Raw genomic sequence first — 16,437 nt, forward strand, 5'->3', positions numbered from 1 at the left:
GCGGACGGTTGACCGACCCGCCCCCGCCCGGCTCGGTCAACCGTCCGCAGCGCTGGTCCCGTCAGTAGCGGTCAGGAAGGGCTGTTCGTCCCCTTCGGATCTTTAGCTTCCGCTTCCCTGGTCTCCATCGCTGCGCTGATCGCGTGGACCGCCGCCGCCACGACCTCCCTCTCCGGCGGGGTCCTCTCGAAGGTGGCGTGCATGGGCCATCCCTCGATGAGCACGTCCAAGGCCTTCGCCATGTCCGGTGAGAAGTGCAACGCGAGACTCTCCCGGCTGGTGTACAGCCAGGTCCGCGTCAGGTCCGCGACGGCGGCGTTGTGGCGGGCGTAGGTGTACATCTCGAAGAGCAGGACCATCTGTTCCTTCGACAGGTACGACGATGACACGTGTGTCGGTGACGCGTACGTCGGGCCGCAGATCAGGTCGACCACCGCTGCCTCCGCCTCCGCGCGTGAGGAGGCGTTCTCCATGCGTTCCCGGTACTGGGCGGACATGCGAACCATCAGCCGGGCGAAGGCTCGGGCCAGGACGTCGTCGAGGTTGGTGAAGTGGTAGGTCACCGAACCCAGGGGCACCTCGGCCCGCGCGGCGATACGCCGGTGCGTGGTGCGGTGTACGCCGTGTTCGGCGATGACTTCGAGGGCGGCGTCGAGGATGCGGGCTTTACGGTCGGGGTCGTTCGGTACGTCCCGGCGGCTTCTCGGCATGGCCCGGATTCTAGGCGGTTGACTTTCATGGAACCAAGTGCGTACGTTTGTACACTCTCGGTTCCCCCTTCCCCGCCTCTCCGCTCGAAAATCGAAGGTCGACACCCATGCCCGATTCCGCGCTCAAGCGGCGCAACGCGCTGTTCGTGCTGTTCCTTCTCCCCGGGTTGGGCATGTCGTCCTGGGTGACCCGCACGCCCGACGTGCGCGACCTGGTGGGTGCCAACACCGCCCAGATGGGGCTCATCCTGTTCGGGCTGTCGGTGGGGTCCATGACCGGGATCCTGAGCTCGGGCCCGCTGGTCTACCGGTTCGGGACACGACCGATCATCGTTGCCGGCATGCTGTCGACCGCCGTGGGCGTGGGCGTGGTGGGCCTGGGAGCGATGGCCGGTAACGGGGCGCTGGTCGCGTTCGGGTTGGCGCTCTTCGGGCTCGGCATGGGCAGTGGGGAAGTCGCTCTGAACGTGGAGGGGGCCGAGGTCGAACGTTTGCTCGTCAGGTCGGTCATGCCCGCCATGCACGGGTTCTTCAGTCTGGGAACGGCCGTCGGTGCCTGCTTCGGCTTGCTCGCGACGGCCCTTCGGTTCCCCGTGGTCGCCCACATGCTCCTCATGAGCGTCGTCATCCTGGCCGGATTGGCGCTGAGTATCGGACGTATCCCCGTCGGCTTCGGTCGCCGCGAGATCGTCGACCACACCGTCTCCGAACCCGCCCCCAAGGCGGCTCCATGGCGGGACACCCGTCTGGTCCTCTTGGGCGGTGTCATCCTGGCCCTGGCGATGGCCGAGGGAACGGCCAACGACTGGCTCCCGCTGGTCATGGTCGACGGACACGGGTTCGACGCCGTCTGGGGTTCGGCCATCTTCGCCGTGTTCGCCACGGCGATGACGCTGGGCCGGTTCGTCGGCGGGTCGTTCGTCAACAGGTTCGGTCGCGCACCGGTGTTGGCCGCCAGTGCGGTCATCGGTGCCTTCGGGATGGCGGGGGTGATCTTCATCGACCACCAGCCGTTGGTCGTGGCCTCGGTGGTCCTCTGGGGGCTGGGGGCCTCGCTCGGCTTCCCGGTGGCGCTGTCCGCCGCGGGCGACACCGGGCGTGAAACCAATGGCTCGGAGACGGCGGCCCGGGTCTCCTTCGCCGCGACGATCGGCTATATCGCCTTCCTTGTCGGGCCTCCCGCCCTGGGAATCCTGGGTGAACAGTTCGGGCTCCGCCCGGCGATGATCGTGGTCCTGGTCCTGGTCATCGTGGCGGCACTGCTCACCCCCGCCGCCCGCACCCCCCGACCGACCAACGAACTGAAGACGGAGCCGGCGGGGGACCGGGGCCACGTGTGAGCCCCGAACCTTCGCCGTCCGCGTCGGATCCCTTCGCCTACTCGGAGTCCTTCCGGTCCGTGTGACCGGGTCGCGGGAGTCTCCCGGCCTCGGCACCCCGCAGCCGGGTCTACCCTTCCGGTTGGGCACCCCCGTCCTTCAGAGGTCAGGAACGGACGGTGCGGGGCCGATCCCCCGTCGGATCGATGCAGGGCCCACCGGGTGCGCGTCTCAGTCGAGGGTGGCCTCCGCATGGACGAGAAACCACCCTTGCCCGGGCCGGCCGTTCCCAGATCGCCGGTGAGCATCGTGAGCTGTTGGACCAGGTGCTCGGCAAGCTTTGCGAGAGCCCGCGTCGCAGAAGTCCCTGACCACCCCACTGCGTCGGCTGGAGCGCAACGGCATGGTCGAACGAGTGGTCATCGGCACCCGGTCGGTCGCTGTCGAGTACCGCATCAGCGCACTGGGAACACGCTTCAGGAGCTCATCGACGCGCTTTTCGGTTGAGCCACCGCGTATATGCCGGAAGTGGAACGGACCCGGGAGAGGTTCGATGACGAGCACGATGTCCAGGGGGAGAGGTGTGAGGGGCGACCGGTTCCGGGGAGAACGGGATACGCGGCTGGGGCATGGATCAGGATGGATGCTTGGGCGCCGGGTCCAGCGCCCGGCGCTCTCCGGAGCGGGCGGCCCGCCATGCGCGTTCGCGGCCCCGGGGGACCAACGCGCCGGCGGCGACGGTGGTGAGGATGAGTGCCACCGCGCCGCCCACCACCGCCATTGTGCCGGGCAGGGACACCTCGCCCGGCCCGGGGTCGGACACGAACGCCGTACCCGGGGAGGGGTTCTCCCCAGACATGATGGGAGCGGTGGTGAGCGCGCCGACCGGGTCCACTCGCCCGCTGCCGCGCATCGTGTCACCGCGCCCGTAGGGTGAGGAGTAGGCGGTGGCCAACAACCGTTCTCGGACATCGGACGCCGACAGGTCGGGGTCGTAGGAGCGCAGGAGGGCGGCGGTGCCTGCGACGAATCCGGCCGCGACGACGTCCCCGGAGCCCACGAAGTGTCCGTCTCCCCCTGGCCCGACGCTGACGATCAGGTCGCCGGGGGCGGTCAGGTCCACCCGCGCCGGCACACCGTTGGAGTCCAGCGCCGGGGATCCGGCGACAGGGGTACCCTCCACCCCTACGGCGGCCACGCTGACCGCCTCAGGATGGTTTCCCGGTGAGGCGGGGAAGGAAATACCGTTGGCGGCGACCGTGGCGGGTGCCACAACGAGCACGTCGGCCTCGGCGGCGGTGTCCACCGCTGCTTCCAGTGCGCGGCTGGATTCAGCGATGGCCGCGCCGATCAGCACGATCTGGGCTCCTTCGCCGACCGCCGTGTCGATGCCGTCGGCGATGCCACCCGCGGTGGCGGCACCCTGGTCGTTGGTCACGGGGACGTCGAGCACCCGTGCGCCCGGGGCGACCCCCCGCAGCCCGCTGTCGTTCTGCGAGCGAGCGGCGATCAGCCCGGCCAGGAAGGTACCGTACCCCCGGCAGTCGTCGCCACCGGAGTTGACCAGTGCCATGCTGACCGCGGTGGCGTCGGCGTCGATTCCGCTACTGAGGACGGCGACGGTGACGCCGTCCCCTTCCGACAGGTTCCAGGCGCTGGTCAGATCGAGCAGCGGGGCGGTCCACGGTTTCTCCGCCACCACCGTGGACGAGGCGGCCACGCACTCTCCGTCGGGTGCGACGCCGATCGCGGGAAGTGCCTCCGATCCCGGCTCTGCGGCCCCGTCCGGGGAGGCCTCCGAGGAAGGCTGCGCCGTGTCCGCCGAAGCGGGCGAGACGGGGACGGCCGCCAATCCGCCGCAGGCGGCGGCCAGCGCGGCGGCGGTCGCGAATCGCACTGCCAGGGCCGTCCTGTTCCACAAGGTCATGGGGCACTCCATAAGCTGTCAGGTGACCGGGGCGAGTTCGCACGAGGGGAGGGGCCGGCTCGCCCTCGGCGATCCCGGACCGTGGGGCCGAGGCCTCGAGTGAGGTGTCGGCGCCACCGCCTCAGTCCTCTTCTTCCATGCCCTCGGCGATCGCGAGCTGGACCGGGACCGGATCGCGGCGGGAGATCCACAGGGCCCGGCCCGGCGACATGCGCTGGGCGCGCACGTTGCCGAAGAGCACGCCCTCCGATGGCGGGCTCGACAGCAGGATGCTGGGAGTGTTGCTCTCGATGAGCGACCGAATCGCAGGGTCGGAGGTGGCGCGGCCGAAGCCGCCCGCGGCCCGCGCCATGATGAGGTGCATGCCGATGTCGACGGCCTGCGGCAGCATCTCGATGATCGGCGCGAGCGGGCTTCCTCCCCCGGCGCCGGAGACCAGGTCGTAGTCGTCGATGACGATGAACAACTCCGGGCCGCTCCACCAGTCGCGGCGGCGCAACCGGTCAGGGGTGATGTCGGGGCCGGGCAGTCGAGCCTTCATGGCGTGCGCGGCGGCGCCCATCATCTCGCGAGCGCCCTCCGACGACACCGCGTAGCCGAGCTGCTGCTCCTTGGGAATCGCGTCGAAGAGTTGGCGGCGTAGGTCCACCAGCACCACCCGTGCGCTCTCGGCGGAGTAGTGCTCGCGGATGGCGTTGGTGATGTGGCGCAGCAGCGTGGTCTTACCGGTCTCGGTATCGCCGATGACCAGCAGGTGCGGGGTGGCGGAGAAGTCGTGCCAGAACGGGCGCATGCCCCGTCCCTCCAAGCCGAGCGGGATCCGAATCCCGCCGAACTCGGTGAGCTCGGCCGTGGGGAGTTCGGCGGCCAGAAGCCGGGTCGGCAAGGTGCGCACGGGCGGGGCGCTGGGACCGCTCCAGGCCCCGGTCACTCGGCCGACCAGCTCGGTGACACCCACCGAGAGCGAGACCGGGTCGCCGACGCCATCGGCGCGCGGCAGGCCGGTCAGGAAGTGGTACTGGTCGAGGGTGAGGCCCCGTCCTGTGATCCGTGGCACGGTCTGGGCCTTGCGCATATTGACGTTGGAGTCGACGGCGTCGCCCAGCCGCAGTTCGAAGCGGCTGCCCAACAGGTCGCGCACCCCGGAGTGGATGTCGGCCCAGCGGGGCGAGGCGACGACGAGGTGGACGCCGTAGCTCAGCCCGCGCTGGGCGAGCTGGGTCAGCGGGGTGACCAGGTCCATGAAGTCCTGGCGGATCGTGGACCAGCCGTCGATCACCAGGAACACGTCGCCGTAGGACTCCTCGGAGAACTCCCCGGCGGCGCGGCGCCGCCGGTAGGTGGCCATCGAGTCCACCCCGTGCTCGGCGAAGAATTGCTCGCGATGAGTGATGATCTCCATCATCTCCGACACGGTCCGGTTGATACGGGCGGTGTCCATCCGCCCGACCACGCTGCCCACGTGGGGTAGGCCGCGCAACGCCTGGAGAGCACCGCCGCCGAAGTCGAGTACGTAGAACTGCGTCTGGGCGGGGGTGTTGGTGAGGGCCAGGGCACAGATCAGGGTGACCAGCATGGTGCTCTTGCCACTCTGGGGGCCACCTGCGATGCCGATGTTGCCGCCCGCGCCGAGCAGTTCGGCCTTGAGTGGCAGCCGCAGCTGCTCGAAGGGCCGGTCGATGACGCCGAGCGGGACTTCCAGCAGCGGTTCGGACGACCACGCGGGACCGCTGTCCGGGAGTGGGCGGCCGATCATGGAGAGTAGTTCGTCCAGGGTGGGCGGCACGCCGAGCGGCGGCAACCAGACCCGTCGTGCCGGGGGACCTACGTTGTGCAGGCGCTCCAAGGCGACGTTGAGCAGGCTCTCGGTGTCCTCGTCCTCCTCCCTTTCGGCGACGGGCTCGGGCGCCGGTGTGGGGGAGCGGTCGGCGACGTAGCCCGACAGGAAGGGGACGATCTCGGTGGCCGCGGCGGTCTGGGGGCCGCTGCGCCGACGTACCCGGTAGGCGCCGGAGACGTAGGCGGCCTTGAACCGGGTCAGCTGGTCGGTACCGGTCTTGAGGAACCCGTTTCCGGGCGCCGGGGGGAGCTGATGGGCGTCGGGCACACCCAGGACGCTGCGACTCTCGATCGCGGAGAAGGTGCGCAGCGCGATCCGGTAGGACAGGTGGCTCTCCAGCTGGTGGATCCGACCCTCGTCGAGGCGTTGGGAGGCCAGCAGAAGGTGCACGCCCAGGCTGCGGCCCAAGCGCCCGATCATCACGAACAGCTCCATGAAGTCCCGGTGGGCGGCCAGCAGTTCGCTGAACTCGTCGACCACGACGAACAGCGTGGGCATGGGCTCCATCGATGGGTTGGCCTGGCGGGCCTTCTCGTACTCGTGGACGGAGCTGAAGTTGCCGGCGGCGCGCAGTTGCTCCTGGCGGCGGATGAGCTCACCGTGCAGGGCGTCCTGCATGCGTTCGACGAGGGTGACCTCGTCGGCGAGGTTGGTGATCAGGGCCGAGGTGTGGCGCAGTTTGTCCAGGCCGATGAAGGTCGCGCCGCCCTTGAAGTCGACGAGGACGAAGTTCAGCGTATCGGGGGAGTGGGTGAGCGCCAGTGACAGCACGAGTGTGCGCAGCAGTTCGCTCTTACCGGAGCCGGTGGCGCCGATGAGCATGCCGTGCGGGCCCATTCCGCCCAGCGCGGACTCCTTGAGGTCGAGTTCGAGGGGGGCGCCGTTCTCCTCGACGCCGATGGGCACCGCCAGTCGCGAGTCCTGGTGCAGGTCGCCCCACATCCGCTCGGTGTCGTGGACGTGCATGTTGGGGATCCCCAGCAGGGAGGTCAGCTCGAAGTCGGTGACCAGCGGCTCGACCACCTCGATGGCCATGCTCATGCGGTAGGGGGCGAGTAGCCGGGCCAGCGCGTGGACGCGCGCGGGGCTGAGCGTGTCGGGGCGGCCCAATGGGGTGAGGGTACGCCGCCCGCTGTGGTCCTGGCCGACCACCTCAAGAGCGTCGGGCTCAACCTTCAGTCCCAGGGTGAAGGGGGTACCGTCCCAGGGCAGCGGGTCGTCGATGTGCACGATGACGGTGTTGCGGTAGCCGCCGGAGGCGAACCGGGTGGCCGATTGCGCTCGCCCGCTGTCGACCACGATGACGATGAAGGGCTCTTCGCGGGAAGGGGAGCCGCCGGGCTCGAAGCGGGGACGGTCGGCCAGGTCGGGGCCGATGATGCGCTCCAGCTCGTCGGGGTCGCTGCCGATCAGCCGGACGGGGCCGGCACCGTCTCGGTCGGTGGGGTGCATCGTGTGGGGTAGCCACTTGACCCAGTCCCAGGCGGCGAGGTGCTCGTCGGCTGCGCACACGGCGATGCGCAGTTCGTCGTGTGCGTGGAAGACGGCGAGCTGGCCGATCATGGCGCGCACCATGGCGCGTGAGGCCTCGGCGTCGCCCTCCAACGAGATACGAGCGTATCCGCGTAGGTAGACGGCGACGGGCTGGTCTTCGACGGTGGCGTAGGCTCGGATGAAGCGGCGCAGCGCGTGGGCGCTGAGCGGTTCGAGGTCCTCGACCGGTTTGGTGGACAGCGGGGCGATGCGCATGCGCATCGCCTGCTCGCCCACCGCCAGCCGGACCTCGGCGAAGTCATCGTGGGTGGAGCGACGCTCCCACAGCCGTGAGGTACGCACCAGGGCCCACAGGGCATCGGGGGCGGGGGCACGCCACAGCATGGCGTCGCGCTGGGAAGTGACGACCTCGCGCGCCTTGGCTCGGCTCTGGGCGAGGTAGCGCAGGTAGTCGCGGCGATCGCCGTTGAGTTGACGCTTGCGCTCGCTGCGGGCGCGCACGTACTGGCCCACCAGCATGGCGACGGCGCCCAGCAGCATCATTCCGCCGGCGACGTAGGGCATGAAGGTGTTCATAGCACTGCCCTGGGCGCCGGGCCGGATGAACAGCAGGACCATCGCCATCGAGGTCATGGCCATCGGCAGGTAGTTGAACACCGCCGACATGGTCGATTGCTCCTCGGGGAGCTCGGGCGGCTCTTGGAGCTGGAACTCTCCGTCGGGCATGTCCGGCCCGGGGCGGCGGGACGGTCGGCGGACGAGGATGGTGCTCACGGAGGCGATCGTCTCCTGGCGGTTGGGGCGGGGTCGGCGACGTGGAAGGTCCGGAGAGGGCCGCACACGGGTGTCAGGACCTGGCGGGAACCAGAATTATGTCCCCAAACCAACATAAAGCCAACAGGACACAACATCTGTTCCCACATGGTGCCAATTTCGGTCCGACGGTGTTACCGTTGCGAAAGTCGTTGAATCATGAGGTTTCCTGCCAGTTACCGAGTGTAGTGTCCGCTTCCTCCCCCGGGTAGCACGAGACAGCACCATCGGTGATCCCGCCTCCGTCCCGAGTAGTAAGAACCAGATGAGCGACTCCTTTGCCCCCGACCTTTGCCGACTCGTCATCCGTGCCCCGGACCGCACTTTCGAGATCGCGGTTCCCAGCGACGTTCCCTTGGCCGAGCTACTGCCCACGATCGTCCTCTACGCCGAGGGTGACGGTGGCGAGGACCTCGACGAGGGCGGGCTCGAACACGACGGCTGGGTCCTCCAGCAACTCGGTTCGCCCGCCCTGGAGGAGGACGGCACCATACAGACCCTGGGTCTCTTCCACGGTGAGACCCTCTACCTGCGCCCGCGCCGCGACCAGCTCCCGCCTCTCCACTTCGACGACCTCATCGACGGCGTGGCCACCGGTATGGTCGAGCGGAGTCACGCCTGGCGCCCCACCTACACCCGCCGACTGCTGCACGCACTGAGCCTGTTCACCCTGTTCACCGGGTTCGCCCCGCTGGCGATGGGCGGCATGAACGGGCTCACCGCCCTGATCGCGGGCGGCGCCGCCGTCATTCTGCTCTTGGGCGCGTGGGCCGCGTCCCGGGCGATGGGCGACCTCACCGCCGCCACCGGCTTGGCCGCCGCCGCCGTGCTCTACACGGGCCTGGCCGGGGCCGCGATCCCCACCGGTGATCCCGGGGTGCCCCTTCTGGGCGCCCGTGCCCTCGCGGCCTGCATGGCCGGCGGGGGCGCCACAGTCCTGGGTCTGGCGGCCGTCGCTGGGGCAGTTCCGTTCTTCGTGGGACTCATCGTCTTCGAGGTCTTCGGGGCGGTCTCCGCGGTGACGCTGATGCTGGCGCCCGGTCTGACCATGACCGGCATCGCCGGGGCCGCCAGCGCCCTCGCGATCCTGCTCGGCACCTTCGCCCCCGCCATCGGCTTCCGTATCTCGGGGCTGCGGCTGCCCCCGCTGCCGTCCAACCCCCAGCAGCTCCAGGAGGCCATCGACCCCCACCCCGCGCGCGACGTCCTCGACCGCACCGCGCTGGCCGACAGTTATCAGGGGGCCGTGCTCGCGGCCACCGGCGCGCTCCACGTGGTGGCCCTACTCATCCTGGCCTCGGGTCCCGGCTGGCTGCCGGTCACCCTCGGCGTTGTGGTGGCGCTGGTCCTGCTGCTCCAGAGCCGTGGCCTGGCGGACGCCTGGCAGAAGCTCTCCCTGACGGCCCCCGCCTGCGTCGGCCTCGCCTTCATCGTCATCGCCGCCGTGGCCGACACCAATATTCTGTGGAGGCTGCTGGCCCTCCTGGGTGTCTTCGCCGTCGCCGCAGGCCTCACCGTCCTGGCGTGGATGATCCCGGGCAGGCGCGGCCTGCCCCACTGGGGTCGCGCCGCCGAGATCATCCAGCTCCTCGCGGCCATCGCCATGGTCTGCTTGGTCTTCGGCAACCTCGGCCTGTTCGGCCTGCTCCGCGGGATCGGGGGCTGAGCAGTGCAGACGCGCCGCGACCAGGTCGTCGCCCACAACTTCATGGTGGGCCGCCTGGGCACCGCCATGCTGGAGGCCGACCCCGACGCCATCGACGCACCCATGCAGCGCACCCGGCGCGGGGCCTTCATCGGGCTGGCCATAGCCGCCCTGCTGTGCGTCGGGTTCCTGGTCTTCGGACTGATCTTCCCGGGAGGCAATAGCTCCTGGCGCACCGAGGGCAGCCTCGTCCTGGAACGCGAGACCGGCGCCACCTACCTCTACTCCGGCGGCGCGCTGCGCCCCGTCGCCAACTACGCCTCGGCCCGGCTGGTCCAAGGTAGTCAGATGACCGTCCGTTCGGTCAGCGCCGATTCGTTGGCCGGGGTCCCCAAGGGCGGCCCCGTCGGCATCCCCGGCGCTCCCGACTCCCTGCCCGACGCCGAAACCATGTCCGCGGCCCTCTGGCGCGTGTGCGCGGTCCCCCCGGGGCAGGAGGACGGTGAGCCGCGAACCGCCCTGTCCATCGACGCGACCCCCGACGACGGCGCCCTGCCCACCGAGTTCGCGGTACTGGTCGAAAGCCCCGACAACGATCACCACCTGCTCTGGAACGGCACCCGGCTGCGCTTGGACGAGGAGAACGGTGCTCTCCAGGCCCTGGGCTACGGCACCAGCCCGGCCCGGAGCGTCAGCCGCGCGTTCCTCGACTCGGTTCCATCCGGGGGCGACCTCGCCGCCCCCGAGGTCCCTGGCGGGGTCGGCGAACAGAGTCCTGAGATCGGCGGCGAACGGCGCGTCACCGGCCAGGTCTTCGTAGTGCGCGGCGACGGAGACGCCGACCAGTACTACCTGCTCGGCGGCGGGGGCCTGGTTCCGGTCAGCGCCGTCCAGTCTCGGCTGGCGCTCGCCGACACGCGCATCACCGACGACGCCTACGGTGACGCCGCACCCGAACCCGTCGCGCTCAACGCCGCGGACGTCCAGCGCAATCTGGCCGAGAACGCGGCCGCCACCGACGACGGGCTCCCGGTCACCCCGCCCGAGCCGGCGGCCACCGACGGGCAGGCACCGTGCATGCGCGTCTCCGCCGACGGTGACGCTCAGCTCGTCCTGCATCCGCTGGAGGCGGTGAGCGCCTGGCCGGTCCAGGACCGGCCCCACACCGCCCACGGCTGTCCCACCGCCGACCTCATCGGCATCCCCGCGGGGACCGGCGCGATCGTCCGCGCCGAGCCCACAGGGGGTTCGACCTCGGACCCCACCTACTACCTGGTGACCGACGCCGCCACCAAGTACCCGTTGCCGTCCGCCGACACCGCTGGGGAACTCGGCTACTCGGCCGAGGCCGCAGCGCGCGTTCCCACCTCGCTGCTGCGCCTGCTGCCCACCGGGCCGTTGATGTCGGCCGAGGCCGCTGCCCAGCCGGTTCCGGCGACGGCCGCCCCGCCCGCCGCGGCCGGATGCGGCGAGCGGGAGGGAACCTGACCGCACCACCACGCAACCACGACCGGGGCCCAGTACCCCTTAACCGAAAGGAGAGGTGGACATGGTTCAGACCACCAGTACCGAACACGGCATGAGCACGGGCCGGATGGCGATGGAGACGGCCTACAACGAGTGCAACGCCGTCTACACCAAGGTCGACTTCCTGCGCGACTCCCTCAAGAGCACCTGGGTCGGCGGCGCCGAGCAGGGCTATGAGACCGCGCTGGTGAAGTGGCTGGAGGAGCTGCGGCTGATCGTCAACGGCATGAACAACATGATCGGCACCTTCGGCGGTACCACGCGAGGCATGTTGAACCTGGAGGACGAGAACCTCGTACTCTCCTCCACCTGGAACGACCAGCTCAACCCCAACCAGGGCGGCTGAGCGGAGCAAGGCGATCCCACCTGAGCGCTTTCCCCCTCCCCCCTGCGACGACCGCCCCTGTTGGTGGACCCGGAAGCGAAAGTAGGCAGCAGCCGATGAGTGACTTTTCCGTCCGTTACGCGGGCATGGACGATTCCGCGTTCGACCTGCGCGCTCGTACCCAGGACATCCGCAACTCCCTTGACGAGTTGGCCATGAAGATGTCCACGGTCCGCGGTGAGCTCGATGGTGCCACGGCCGAGAACTATGACACCAGCATGGCCCAGTGGCGGCTCAACGTGCAGGACATGGAGTTCCTGCTCACCAAGGCCGAGCAGGCGTTGATCATGATCCGTGACAACTACCAGAACACCGACAACAAGCTGTCCCTCGAATGGGTCTCGCAGAACATGTAGCCGCCCGCCCGGGCCGGGGCCGACGCCGGCCCCGGCCCCCCGGGCGCCGGAGAGTGAGGAGAGCAGACGATGGCCGAAAGCACCGAGATCACCTTCGGCTACATGGACGCCTTCCGGAAGGACAAGATCCTCCCGATGTTGGAGGACCTGAAGGAGCAAAGGTCTGCCCTGAACGACTACATCGACGACGGCGAGAATGCATCGGTGGTCGATCGTATCCGTGCGGGGAACGCGGACATCTTCCCCGCCGCGGGCCAGTTCGCCTTGGCCGTGAACACCAACGTGCGGGAGATGCGCGACCAGCTCAACGTCCTGATCGATCAGTTCGAGGAGCTGGACAGGAGACTGGATCAGGCGCACATCCGGTTCGAGGACGCCGAGGATGACGCGGTGATCACCGCACGCGATCTCGCGGAACTCATCGACCCCGGGAACGCGGCGTCGGTAAGGGCCGGCTCGGGAGACTCCGGCGGCGACGATGGCGATTCCGGCGGCGACGATGGCGATTCCGGCGGCGACGACGGCGCCTCCGGCGGCGACGACGGCGCCTCCGGCGGCGACGGCGAAAAGTGACCGTGGGAACCCCGCCGGTGCTCTGAACCGTCCGGGGCGAGCGTTGAGTGGTGCCGTGGAGAACGAATGAGGAGGCGTTGTGCCAGAAGGGAAAGAAGGGGACATCCCTCTTGGGTTGGACGAGGATCTGGGAGAAGGCGAGGGGCTGGGAGAAAAACCGCCGGCCGAGCGCGCTCTCGAAGGCTCGCCGTTTCCCAAGGATCTCCACTACATCATCAACACCTATACCGACCCGGACATGGGGGATACTTATCCACCGATGATGTCGCCCGACGAAGTCATGAAGGTCGACTGGTTCCTCAGCTTCAGGTCCGACCAGGAAAGCCCGGATGGTCTGGACCACTGGATGCAAACCAGCCTCACCTCGGGTGGAAACCGCAGGGGTACTGGGTCGAGTGATCCTGGCTATCAACCGAATACCGATTCGAAGACGACGTCATATTACTCCGGTATCGTCTACAACAAGAACTTCATGTACGAGCCCGCCGGCCGGACGTTCTTCCACCACTTGTGGCTCGCCCTCAACGGGCCGTGGAATGGGAAGGACGGCAGGAACTTCAGCCCGACGGCCATGGACAACCTCGCCACGGCAATCGAAGACCTGGTCACCATGGTGAGGGATGCCGAGAGCAAGGTCGGAGAGTGGCGTACCACCGCCAACGACACCTTGAAGGGGGCGACCGCCGACGTCTTCGTGGAGTACCTGCGCAATATCCAGTTGCGCTTCGACGATCTCGGCCATCAGGCCGCCAGTTACCCCGACCCCCTACGGAACACCCGGGACCTGGTCGTCAGCACGGCGGGCCAAAATATGCGCAACCTCTACAATGAGTGGCTCGCCACCGGTTTGTGGAATCCCTACCACGTCATCAAGAAATGGTTCGCTGAGAACGCCGACATCGCCACGCTCAACAAGGGCGATAACACAAGCCAGATCGGGGACATAGGTAAGGCGAACAACCCCAACACCTGGAAGGAGATCCAGGAGCGGATCAAGCAGGACTGGCGTAACCGGCTCCACGACCTCACCGCAGGTGCCGCCGAGAGCATGGAGACCATCGCCAACGGCTACACCGACAACCGCGGAAAATTCATCGAAGTCAAGGCGGACCAGGGGCTGACGCTCGACTGGTCCCCCGTGGGCCCCGGCCCCGGCTCCGGAGGTGGCCTCGGCGGTGGCGGTGGGGACGATGGTAAGTCCGACGCCCAGAAGGAGTACGAGGGGACGCTCGAAGAATGGTATGAGGAGCAGACCCAGTGGATGAAGGACGATCCGCCCGGCGGCGGTGGGGGTGACGAGGAGGGTAGCGGCGGCTCGTCCAAGGAGGGCGAGTACAACGACGCGCTCGACGAGTACTACCAGAGGATGATCGACGAGATGGAGAGCGGCCCCGAGGCCAGTGAGGGTGACCTCGGGGGCGGTGGTGGGAATTCCGGTGGTGATGGTCCGGCGTCGGAGGGCGAGTACAACGACGCGCTCGACGAGTACTACCAGAACGCGACCGATGAGCTGCGCGCCGGACCCGACGGTGGCGGGGGTGACCTCGGTGGCGGAGGCGATCTCGACGGCGACGGTGCGGGCGGTTCGACCTCGGAGGACCGGTTCAACGAGACACTGGACGACTACTACAACCAGCAGACCGATGAGCTGGAACAGGAGATGAACACCCCGCCCCCACCTGTGGGCGGCGGTGGGCAGCTGGGCGGCGGAGGAGGGGGCGGCGGTTCCGGCAACCGGAACCGGTCGTCGGAGGACCGCTACAACCAGGCGATCGACGACTACTACGACCAGGCCTCCAGGGATCTCGACGAGCAGCTGAACGGCGGCCCCGACTCCGGTGGCGGCGATCTCGGCGGCGAGGGCTCCCAACCATCGGCCGAGGAGTACGAGCGACGCCTCGAGGAGTACTACAACGAGCAGACCGGCGACCTCGACCGCCTCATGAAGGAGTCGCCCGACCCCGACGGTGACGGCCGCACCGACGACGGCCAAACGCTCACTCCAGCGCAGCAGGAGTACCAGAGCCTGTTGGACGATTACTACCAGGAGCAGTCCGCCAACCTGGAACGGCTGGAGTCCGGCCCCGAAGGGAGCGGCGGAGATCTCGGTGGCGACGAGTCGACGCCCGAGCAACGCCAGCAGCGCCTCCAGGAGTACTACGACGCCGAGAAGGCCGACCTCGATCGGCTGCGCTCCGATGTCAACGGGATCACCGACGAGAATGGGAATCCCGCTCCGGAGCTGGAGGAGTACCGGGAGCAGCTGTCGGACTACTACGACCAGCGCAGCCAGGAGTTGGACGACCTCGTCGCGGGTCCGGACTCCGGCGGTGGGGATCTGGGCGGTGGCGGATCGGGTTCCGAGGGTGGTGCTGACGGCTCTTCGGCCGATGAGTACCAGAACCGTCTGGATGAGTACTACGACCAGCAGCGCGCTGACCTCGAAGAGCGGATGAACGCCGGCCCCGAGAGCGGGGGCGGCGGCCTCGGTGACTCTCTGGGCCGCGACAACGGTGGCGGGGAGAGCGAAGGGACCTCCTACTCCATCGGTGACGGGTGGGGCAGCCCCGAAGCCGAAGACCAGATGCTCGCCCCCAATGCCTCGGGCGTCCAACCGGACGCCAACGGCATCCAAGCCGGCGGCGGCGACCTCCGTGGAGAGCCCGGTTCCGGTGGTGGCGACGCGTTCACCGGCGCGGTCAGCGGAAACGGCGGCGGAAACGGCGGCGGAAGCTTCGGCGGACTGGGCGCGGGTGCGGGAATGGGAGGCATGGGCGGCGGCACGCCCATGATGCCGCCCATGGGCGGCGGTATGGGAGGAATGGGCGGTGGCGGGGGACAAAACGACAACTCCCGTAACCGCTCCACCTGGATCTCCGAAGACGAACGAGTCTGGGGCACCAGCGAAGGCGACAGGCTCTCGGTCCTGGGAAGGCCCGGACCCGGCGACAACACGAAGGGAAATCCGAATGAGTACGTACCCGGAGCAAACGGAGCAGGCTCTCGCACGTCTACGGGAAGACCAGGAGAAGATCGCCCGGGCAAGCGCAAGCCTGGCATCGGAAACCGAAGAGGCCGTCTCCAAGGACCGGGCGATCAGCGCGAAGATCAACGCTGAGGGGGAGTTGGTCGAGCTGAAGTTCCGTACCAGTGCCTATAAGTCGATGGCGCCCGCGGAGCTGTCGGCGGCGGTCATGGACGTGATCAAGCGCGCCCATGGGCGCATGCAGGCTCGGGTGGTGGAGGCGTACGCGCCCTTCGCACCCGAAGGCATCGACCTGGAGACCGCGCGGGAGGGGGGATTCGACCCGGCCAAGATGCTGGCCGACCTGGGCCTGGACAAGTTCGACTTCTCCGACCTGGGCCGTCCCGGCCGTTGACCGACGCGGCGGCCCGCTCACACCGGCCGCCGCGACCCCTGGACACCGAAAGGAGCAACGCCATGTCCGGTGATTCCCTGTTCGTGGGCCCCGACCTGATGACCAAGTACGGCGCCATGCTGAACGAGCCGGCGGACCTCGCCCAAGAGATCCTCGCGCAGTACCGAGGAGGAAAGGACGCCCTCGGCGAAAAGCCCTGGGGTCACGGAGACGAGATAGCCGTCCTCTTCGAGGACAAGTTCGTCCCCGGCGAGCGGGACTTCCAGGACTACGTCGGCATCCTCGTCGACGTGTTCCGGGAGACGGCCACCAACACCATCCACACCGCTGAGCAGTATCGCAGGGCCGAGCTGGGCAACGAGGACATCTCGAGCAACCTCTTCCAGGACCTGCCAGACTCCCCCGACGGTCTCGGCGCTCCCGGAGGTATGCCCGGCGGCGGGCACGGTCGGCGATAAGGAACAACGG

General features: G+C 68.6%; 12 protein-coding genes. 9 read left to right on the forward strand and 3 right to left on the reverse strand.

The annotated features are described in order from the left end of the window. Positions 1 to 71: 71 nt before the first annotated feature. Positions 72 to 710 carry a TetR/AcrR family transcriptional regulator gene (locus tag BQ8420_RS27880; RefSeq protein WP_087102879.1) on the reverse strand — a complete coding sequence of 213 codons (639 nt, stop codon included), beginning with the start codon at positions 708 to 710 and terminating at the stop codon, positions 72 to 74. Positions 711 to 817: 107 nt separating this feature from the next. Between BQ8420_RS27880 and BQ8420_RS27885 the strand changes: the two genes are divergently transcribed. Next, positions 818 to 2,050 (forward strand): MFS transporter, encoded by a 1,233-nt coding sequence (locus BQ8420_RS27885; RefSeq protein WP_087102881.1) that lies wholly within the window; start codon positions 818 to 820, stop codon positions 2,048 to 2,050. Positions 2,051 to 2,663: 613 nt separating this feature from the next. Here BQ8420_RS27885 and BQ8420_RS27895 read toward each other — a convergent pair. Further along, positions 2,664 to 3,956: a S8 family serine peptidase gene (locus BQ8420_RS27895; protein ID WP_160049464.1), complete on the reverse strand. Its 1,293-nt coding sequence runs from the start codon at positions 3,954 to 3,956 to the stop codon at positions 2,664 to 2,666. Between the two features lie 121 nt (positions 3,957 to 4,077). After that, positions 4,078 to 8,064: a type VII secretion protein EccCa gene (gene eccCa, locus BQ8420_RS27900; RefSeq protein ID WP_087102885.1), complete on the reverse strand. Its 3,987-nt coding sequence runs from the start codon at positions 8,062 to 8,064 to the stop codon at positions 4,078 to 4,080. Between the two features lie 304 nt (positions 8,065 to 8,368). On the opposite strand from eccCa, the gene eccD reads away from it, so the two are divergent. The 8 genes from eccD (at position 8,369) to BQ8420_RS27935 (ending at position 16,427) form a co-directional block, all read left to right on the forward strand. Next, positions 8,369 to 9,769, forward strand: a complete 1,401-nt coding sequence (gene eccD / locus BQ8420_RS27905) for a type VII secretion integral membrane protein EccD (RefSeq protein WP_087102887.1) — start codon at positions 8,369 to 8,371, stop codon at positions 9,767 to 9,769. Positions 9,770 to 9,772: 3 nt separating this feature from the next. Beyond that, on the forward strand, positions 9,773 to 11,236 hold the full coding sequence (gene eccB / locus BQ8420_RS27910) for a type VII secretion protein EccB (RefSeq protein WP_087102889.1): 1,464 nt from the start codon (positions 9,773 to 9,775) through the stop codon (positions 11,234 to 11,236). A gap of 61 nt (positions 11,237 to 11,297) precedes the next feature. After that, positions 11,298 to 11,621, forward strand: coding sequence for a hypothetical protein (locus tag BQ8420_RS27915; RefSeq protein WP_087102891.1), 324 nt, complete (start codon positions 11,298 to 11,300; stop codon positions 11,619 to 11,621). Positions 11,622 to 11,716: 95 nt separating this feature from the next. Then, positions 11,717 to 12,016, forward strand: coding sequence for a WXG100 family type VII secretion target (locus BQ8420_RS27920; RefSeq protein ID WP_067605255.1), 300 nt, complete (start codon positions 11,717 to 11,719; stop codon positions 12,014 to 12,016). 69 nt (positions 12,017 to 12,085) lie between these two features. Then, positions 12,086 to 12,589, forward strand: a complete 504-nt coding sequence (locus BQ8420_RS32495) for a hypothetical protein (protein WP_087102893.1) — start codon at positions 12,086 to 12,088, stop codon at positions 12,587 to 12,589. Between the two features lie 472 nt (positions 12,590 to 13,061). Continuing rightward, the gene (locus BQ8420_RS33100; RefSeq protein WP_255404913.1) at positions 13,062 to 15,707 is read left to right on the forward strand and encodes a hypothetical protein; all 2,646 of its coding nucleotides are present in this window, start codon (positions 13,062 to 13,064) and stop codon (positions 15,705 to 15,707) included. Then, complete coding sequence (locus BQ8420_RS27930; RefSeq protein ID WP_255404914.1) at positions 15,643 to 15,969, forward strand: YbaB/EbfC family nucleoid-associated protein; 327 nt, start codon at positions 15,643 to 15,645, stop codon at positions 15,967 to 15,969. Before BQ8420_RS33100 ends, BQ8420_RS27930 begins: the two co-directional genes overlap by 65 nt. Before the next feature lie 62 nt (positions 15,970 to 16,031). Continuing rightward, positions 16,032 to 16,427, forward strand: a complete 396-nt coding sequence (locus BQ8420_RS27935) for a hypothetical protein (protein WP_087102897.1) — start codon at positions 16,032 to 16,034, stop codon at positions 16,425 to 16,427. The last annotated feature ends 10 nt before the right edge of the window (positions 16,428 to 16,437 follow it).

The sequence above is a fragment of the Nocardiopsis sp. JB363 genome (assembly GCF_900143625.1).
Taxonomy (GTDB): Bacteria; Actinomycetota; Actinomycetes; order Streptosporangiales; family Streptosporangiaceae; genus Nocardiopsis.

Bases quoted from the DNA above. Each gene is read 5' to 3' on its own strand.
- BQ8420_RS27880 (WP_087102879.1), bottom strand. From the start codon at position 710: ATGCCGAGAAGCCGCCGGGACGTACCGAACGACCCCGACCGTAAAGCC.
- BQ8420_RS27885 (WP_087102881.1), top strand. From the start codon at position 818: ATGCCCGATTCCGCGCTCAAGCGGCGCAACGCGCTGTTCGTGCTGTTC.
- BQ8420_RS27895 (WP_160049464.1), bottom strand. From the start codon at position 3,956: ATGACCTTGTGGAACAGGACGGCCCTGGCAGTGCGATTCGCGACCGCC.
- eccD (WP_087102887.1), top strand. From the start codon at position 8,369: ATGAGCGACTCCTTTGCCCCCGACCTTTGCCGACTCGTCATCCGTGCC.
- BQ8420_RS27915 (WP_087102891.1), top strand. From the start codon at position 11,298: ATGGTTCAGACCACCAGTACCGAACACGGCATGAGCACGGGCCGGATG.
- BQ8420_RS27920 (WP_067605255.1), top strand. From the start codon at position 11,717: ATGAGTGACTTTTCCGTCCGTTACGCGGGCATGGACGATTCCGCGTTC.
- BQ8420_RS32495 (WP_087102893.1), top strand. From the start codon at position 12,086: ATGGCCGAAAGCACCGAGATCACCTTCGGCTACATGGACGCCTTCCGG.
- BQ8420_RS33100 (WP_255404913.1), top strand. From the start codon at position 13,062: ATGTACGAGCCCGCCGGCCGGACGTTCTTCCACCACTTGTGGCTCGCC.
- BQ8420_RS27935 (WP_087102897.1), top strand. From the start codon at position 16,032: ATGTCCGGTGATTCCCTGTTCGTGGGCCCCGACCTGATGACCAAGTAC.